The organism is Alcanivorax sp. (assembly GCF_051117345.1).
Classification (GTDB): Bacteria; Pseudomonadota; Gammaproteobacteria; order Pseudomonadales; family Alcanivoracaceae; genus Alcanivorax.
The window spans coordinates 1-7,458 of record NZ_JBNPEC010000255.1; the positions used below are offsets into that span (position 1 = coordinate 1).

The window sequence follows — 7,458 nt, forward strand, 5'->3', positions numbered from 1 at the left end:
TTGATGACCCAGCCGTTACCTTCCGGGATCAGCTTGCGCTGACAGCCCAGCTCCTGCGGGTCATTGTCTGCTCCGGTCAGGGCCAGTACCACCCGCTCACCGGTGCCTCGCAGCTCGTTCACCCGGGCGACAAAAGCGACATCCTGCAAGGAGCCCTCCGCCAGAATGCCACTCAGCGCAGCAGCGTCAGTGCGCGCCGCCAGCATTTTCAGGTCGGCACTGAACCCGGTCGCCGGCCGAGCACGCCCGAACACTTCACCGATGTGGTCATAACGGCCGCCCTTGGCCACCGGCTCGCTCTCACCGGGCAGGTAGGCGGCGAACACACAGCCGGTGTGGTAGTGATAGCCACGCAGTTCGCCCAGATCCAGGTGCAGTTTTACACCCCGGGCATCCAGCACTCCGGCCAGCACCGCCAGTTCATCCAGCGCCGCCACCGCACCGGGGAAGTCACCGAGCAGGGCGCGAGCCTGATCAATCACTTCAACGCCCCCTGCCAGCCAGGGCAGAGCCGCCAGGGCGCGGGCCGCAGGCGCCGGCAGATCCCGTTCTGCCAGGAAGGCATCCAGCTCCACTCGCGCCTTGCGCACGTAAATGTCTTCCAGTTGGTTCTGTTCCGCGTCGCTCAACTCACAGGCGTCCAGCAACCCGCGGAACAGGCCCACATGGCCCAGATCCAGCACCACCTGGTCGGCCACACCGGCCAGAGCCAGGGTATCCAGCAGCAGGCTCATCACTTCCAGGTCGCTGTCGCTGCCGGCATGACCAAACAGCTCGACACCAAGCTGGTAAGGCAGACGGGTAGCGCCGGCCACCGCCGGGCGAGTGCGCAACGCGCTGGAGCAGTAGCAAAGGCGGGAGGGGGCCGAACGGCGCAGGCTGTGGGCATCCATCCGCGCCACCTGGGGGGTGATATCCGCGCGCACGCCCATCAGCCGGCCAGTCAGTTGATCGGTAATCTTGAAGGTTTCCCGTTCCAGATCACGACCGGCGCCGTTGAGCAGGGATTCGAGGAATTCGATCAGTGGCGGGAATACCAGCTCATAGCCCCAGCGCTGGTAGAGATCCAGCGTCTGCCGGCGTAATTGCTCAATGGCCCGGGCTCGCCCCGGGAGAACCTCTTCTACCCCGTCGGGTAGTAGCCACTGTTCTTCCTGGTTCATCATTTACGACCGCATCAGTAGTAACAGGCCGGCACCCAGTATCATCAGCACCAACCCCAGAATTCTCAGTGTTCGCCCGGGCATCCGGGCAACCTGCAGCGCTGCCTCGCGCGCACGATTAGGCGCCAGAAACAGCGGAATGCCCTCTATGACCAGTACCAGGCACAGAGCCTTGATCAATAAGCTGAAATCCATTGTTCCTGCCAGACAGCCACAAAAAAACCGGGAGCCTCGGCCCCCGGTTGCAGCATTCTACCACGGTCTCCCGGCGGCAGATAGTTCAGCGGGCCGCTACTGGCACTGGGCATTGACCCCGGGGCGGGGCCCGGAAAGGCGGACATCGTAGGAAACCTGCCCCTCTCCGCCGGGGGCCAGTCTGCCGGAAAAGACCCATTCCACCCCACCCTCATAGCCCACAGCGTTGGGGCCATCACTGGTTTGCGGCGTACATCCGGTCAGCGCATCAGGCAAACCCGACGGGCAGCCCAGCGGTGCGGCGAGCTGGGTGAAGGCGGGGGTCGCATCATGGACACGCACCTCGTCCAACGGCCTGACGCCACTGTTGCGGAAGGTCAGGCGGTAACGCAGGACATCACAGGGCGACGCTTCATTGCTGTCCCCGAAGGCCACATCCACATCATCGCCGGTATCGGCAATCCCATCCGGGCCGATGTTACGCACCGCCTTGACGAGCGCAAGCTGCCCCAACTGGACCCGGGTCAGATCCTCCACCTCTGTTTGCTCTTCAAAGAGGGTACCGGACAACATCTGTGAGGCTCTCACTGTCACGCTGTGCTGCGCCCCCAGAGGGGCATCCTCTGGGGCGAACACTTTCACCAGCAAACAGAGCGTTTCGTCAGGAGACACATTGATCCCTGTCACCGCCAACCCTCCATCACCGGCATTCAGTTCGCCATCACAACCTGCATCAATGAAGACCTGCTGCCCCCAGGCGGGAGTCGCCGGGCTGCTTTGCGGAGACACCAGGGAGAAATCAACGGTCCCGGCCGTCGCCGAGGTAAAGCGGTGCGGGTAAATAATGCTGTTTCCGGGAGCAACATCGCCTTGCTGATCGGGCCTCAGGATTGGCAGACCGACATCACCGAACAACAAGCCTTGCCAGACACTACCGGCAGCCGGAACCGTCAGGACCATGAGATCATCATCCACATCGCCCGCTACTACCGGATTGCCCCCGCTATTTTCCGAAACCGAGCGGAAACCATTGAGAGTCTGGACGACCAGACAGGCATCCTTTCCTGACTCAGAGGCCGGAAGATCCAGGAACCAGTCGCCATTTCCATCTGTAGTGGTTAGGGCGATCTCAGGCTCTCCATCCTCACAGGTGCCACTGTTGTCCGCATCATGCAACAAGCGGACAGGGACGTCCGCTAATCCCTTTTCAGCACCGTTGCGCACTCCATCATGGGCATTACCGCCGCCAACACCATTGTCATTGATGACGCTCCCGGAAAGGCGCGTCTGCGAAAGAATCGCGACCCGGTAGTCTTCTACTTCGCCGTGAATGACAAAGTTGCCGGGACCAATCCCGGAAACCGGCGACCAACGAAAACGGGCAATGGTACTCGTCCCCGGAACATTGGCAGGCACAGTCACGGGGATATTGATACTCCCTACGCCGCCAGCATCCTGCAGATCCTGAGCGACAGCTTCACCGACGTCATCGAAATCACCGTCCAGATTCCAGTCAATCCAGCCCTGCAGATACCCGCCACTACCCTGAACATTGGCGGTAATATTCACTGTTTGCCCCAAAGGAAGATTCGGAATCAGCACCCCTTCATCCTGGTCCAGATCCGCAGCAAGAGAGGGCTGGCCGTCCGATTCACCGGTCACCCCTGCGCCCAGATAAAACTGCGGGAAGGGTCGCAGAACGTGGCCGGGGCCATCGGAAGCGGCCAAGGTTTCATAATCATCAGCGCCGGTGCCCGGACCAGCATCAGGGGCATCCCCGAAATCACATTCACCGATGTAGCCCAGATTGTAGGCAATAAAATCCGAGACAGAACCGAAGTTCGATGCGGTTAACGTCATCTGACTCACGGTTTCACTGCCTTGCCCAACAAGAACCCCGCTCTCTCGGACATTACCCAACGGCACGACCTTGCGGATCTGGGCTGTCGCTGGGGAATAAATCAGGTGTGGGTCTGAAAAAGCCCCGCCACCCGCCGGCGTAAGTACAAAGTTGGCCGGCGTCGCCGTGCCGGTAACATTAAAATTGAAAACCGGATCGAACACCGTATTCTGGCTGGCCCCGACATCATTGAAGCGCATCAACATTTCAGAGGCAGGAACCGGGTTGGAGAAATTCAGGGTCAGGCTCATATCCTGGACCTTGTCCCAGCGGTGGTCGCTGCCACCCAGCGGACGCTCTTGTCCCTGAACCAACCTGAGAGTGTCGCTGTCAGCCGTTGCAGACCAGTTCAGGTTGGTGGTCACAGACACCACACTCTGGGTACCTGGCCAGTTGAACGAATTACCATTCGCCGCGCCGACGATGGGCAACAAACAACTATTCGGCACCCCGACGGTACCCGGCGCGATGATTAATGTGTAATCCTCCACTTCACCATCAATGGCAGCACCTGTGGCGGATAGTCCAGTCTGGGTAGACCAGCGGAACCGGGCAAAGGAGGGATCGGTGGTAGCAGATGGAGGAACACTGACAGGCACCGTTATTTGCCCCGTGGCGGGATCAAGATCACCCGCACCATTATCCTGCAGGTCCGCCGCGATCTGCTCGTTATCCTCAAACGTGCCATTGCCGTTGTAATCAATCCAGGCGCTCAGGTAACCCCCGTCCCCGAACACAGACACATCAATATCAGCGCGCTGCGCTTGCTGAAGGGCCGGAATCACAACACCATCGTCGTCAGCCCCGTCGCCATCAGCCTGGGCGCTGGCCAGTGAGCCAGGATCGGTATCAATATCTGGTCCCAGCCTGGTACCGACCACTACATTGTGCGTCGCATCGCCATAACTGGCCGGCGCATCTGAATAATCAAGAATATTCGCGCTCGCCGGGTCCGTCTGATTACAAATTCGGTGTTCGTTGTTAAAACCGCCAGTGGAAGCCGTATACCCCCATAGTGGCGAACTGGTCCCTAGAGATGTGATCAGGTCATGATTAATGGAAACATGCTTGGCACCATCGAAATAGACTTCTAGAGTCTGGCTGACTGGCTCCCAGGTGATACGGAAATCATGCAGTACGCCATCTTCAATATTGCTGAACAACACCGGGCCTGCCAGATCCGTACTGGCACCGTTATGCCGGCCGTTACCATTGAGATAAACTGCGAGATGATCTTGAACTGGGTCTGACCATCCGGCGTCGCCATTTCGGTATGTATCCAGCTCGACAATCAGTGAAGGAGAAATTCCAGACAGCCCGCCTTCCGCATCACCCGCACCCATTCCCCGACCCACAGGGCCTACTGCAGACGTGCCTTCATCTTGAATGGTAAAGGTCATGCCGTCAGCGCCATTGCCGTCTTTGCTACCCAAAAAGACCTTCGCCTGATAGTCAAATGGCTGAGTTAAATCCAGACGATTAGCCCCCCACGCGGCCCCAAGCTGGGAGTTAACTGCCTCTGTAAGCCGGACCTCATTGGTTGGCAAAATAACTGCGTTCGTGCCCGCAACCGGAATCACCGGCAATGGCAAACAACTGTCCCCTCCCCCGGAAGGAAACGCGATGGAGACCCTGTAGTCTTCGACTTCACCATCTGGTGCGTTTGTGGCCACCCCAAGTCCTGATTGCGATGACCATCGCAATCTAGCAATGGTAAAGCCCGGTGGTGCATTGCTGGGGACCGGCACATTTAATGTGATAGTCGCCGGATCACTATCCAGATCTCCTGACCCATTGTTAACAGCGTTGCTAGCAACCTTTTCACCCGCCCCAAACACTCCATCATCATTCCAGTCCACCCAGAACTGAAGCGCACTACTGCCGACGACAGGCTCAGCCACTCGAATAGTTACAGGAGTCGTTTCCCCGGGCTGAAAAGAAGGGAAAACCGCTCCATCTTCATCATCAACACCCTGGGTGTCATCACGGTCCGCATCGATAGAAAACTCGTTTCCACCTGAGTCATCATCCGGGGGTACAAGGCCCAGGTACCGAGTGATATTGGCAGGAATTGCATGCAAGGCTCTTGGAACGGAAGAAGGGGCATCACCCAAATCCTGGTTGAAGGTCCAGATAAATTCAAAAAGGTCCCCAGCACCTCCCCCCCCAAGCATCTGAACATCAAAAACAACCTGGGAGAAAGTTCCATTCACCCTGACACTGCCACAGGCACTACCCGCTGAAGCAGAGGTCCTACACTCGGTATTCCAGTTGGACACTGTCGCATTAAAAGAACCACGAACTCGAGTATCTGTCTGATCAACGACAAAATGAGAAACCCCGGAAAGCCGAGCAAGCGACTGAGCACCATTTGAGGCGCCAACATTCAATGCAAGACTCACAGTATTACTAAGACCACCTGCTGTCCCACCTAAACGGTCAAGATGCAAAACTGGATCCGTTACTGGGTTTGAGAATGTGAAAGTAATTTGCCCCTGGGTTACCGTATCCCCCGGATTAAAAATAACTTCATGACCAGGATTACCTGCCACGTTTGGCGTATACGTACCGGCCTGGGGAGCCGCTAGATTGCCATTCTGGAAACTAGTCCAATCACCAGAATAATTTGCGGAGACGGTTGTAACACTGCCACCCGTGCTAGAACTGTAGTTCAACCCTGAACCCGACCAGGTACCTGTCTGGCTAGCAATGGCAACCGAGGCCCATAACAGCAAGACCGAGGCCACTATGAACACAGGTATGAGCTTATTCTTTCGCATTTTTTACTCCACCCGTAGTCCAAATATCAATGTCGCTTGCTCACCCGGCGCCAGTTCACCGACATTGACATATACATCCCCTGTCCCCCCGTCAGGGGGAGACTGAACGTCACCGTCACAACTCCCGACCGGGCTGGCACACCCGGTAGCAGCGACATGGAACACCGTGTAGGACTGAGTGGTATCACTGACAGTGACATTAAATAACGTTTCTGCGCCCGTATTGGTTGCTTCTAGCTGATACAGAACACATTGGTCGGGAGCGATAGCAAAGGTTGTCAGTATGAAACAGCCTTGCCCCATACAAGCCCCCGGACCATCCGGCTGGCCGTCACAGTTTTCATCCAGCGCCTGACGTTTTTGAATGCTGACATCGGTATTGCTGACAGTCGTGGTATCCGACGCGGTATCACTAACGGACTGCCCCCCACCCTGAGCCTCAGCACTCAGGGTTTTCACATTGACCGTGCCCAACGCCGCTGTGGCTGGCGCAAAAATACGGGCAAAGACCGTCACGCTTTCATCCGGCAGAAGCTCGCCATTACTATTGGCTGTCAACAACGTATCACCAGACTGAACAAGAGTGTCAGCCCCACTCCAGGCCCCATCTCCATCCGTGTCTTCATACAACACGATGGACCATTGATCGGTGGCCATATCGGGGGTGCCAACCAGGGTGATTGCCGTCAGGGCGACATCCCCGTTGTTGCGAACCAGGTGGGTGTAAACCACGCTGCCTCCCGGAGCGGCCATCCCTTGCTGGTCCGGGTTGAGGCTGATGGCGGGCCCTGCCACAACCGTAATACGGTCGAGCTTGATATCCTGCGCCCCCGTCGCCCCTGAGCGCGCCCGAAAATACAGGTCCTGGCTTTGCCCCCCCTCTGCCGTTTCCGGCACTTCGACCAGCGCACAGACCAGCGCAGCATCGCCGGCAGGGACAACGGTCGTTTGGGTTAGCGTGGAGCCCAGGCTGCTACAGTCGGATGCACCACCATCCTTGAAAAAACTTACCTGCCAGCCTGCAGGGAGTTTTCCGGGCGTAAAATTTTCATCACTAACGGCCAGACTATAGCTGTCCTGGCGGCCGCCGGTGTTGTTGACGTAAAGGCGGAATATGGCGGAACCGCCCGGCGCCAACGTTTCCTCGGTAACTGGCGTCGCTTCCGGACCGATGCCTTCACCAGGCGCACTTCCTGAAACGGGCTCATTATTGGTGATATTACCGCTACTGCTTTGAATTACGATCAATTCATACGTTAAGGCATAGCCTATATTTGAATCAATATCGGACTTTGCCCATTGTGTCACCCGACATGAGCCTCAAACCGCATCGCGGGGCAGTACGGCTTTGACCACCACCGCCACACCCCAACTTCCCATAAACAGATCAGTGCCAAAACGCGCCGGACCCTCGACGCAC

4 protein-coding genes are annotated in these 7,458 nt (G+C 57.6%); all 4 read right to left on the minus strand.

Annotated features, from left to right (window positions below):
* Positions 1 to 1,166 (minus strand): ATP phosphoribosyltransferase regulatory subunit (locus ACFE0K_RS16035; protein WP_434537024.1); only part of this gene is annotated, 1,166 nt, incomplete at its 3' end.
* Positions 1,167 to 1,358 (minus strand): DUF2065 domain-containing protein, encoded by a 192-nt coding sequence (locus tag ACFE0K_RS16040; protein ID WP_434537025.1) that lies wholly within the window; start codon positions 1,356 to 1,358, stop codon positions 1,167 to 1,169.
* Positions 1,359 to 1,454: 96 nt separating this feature from the next.
* Entirely contained in the window at positions 1,455 to 5,660 is a 4,206-nt protein-coding gene (locus ACFE0K_RS16045; protein WP_434537026.1) for a GEVED domain-containing protein, read from the minus strand.
* Between the two features lie 381 nt (positions 5,661 to 6,041).
* A complete protein-coding gene (locus ACFE0K_RS16050; RefSeq protein ID WP_434537027.1) occupies positions 6,042 to 7,346 on the minus strand; it encodes a hypothetical protein in 1,305 nt (434 codons plus the stop codon).
* Between the last annotated feature and the right edge of the window lie 112 nt (positions 7,347 to 7,458).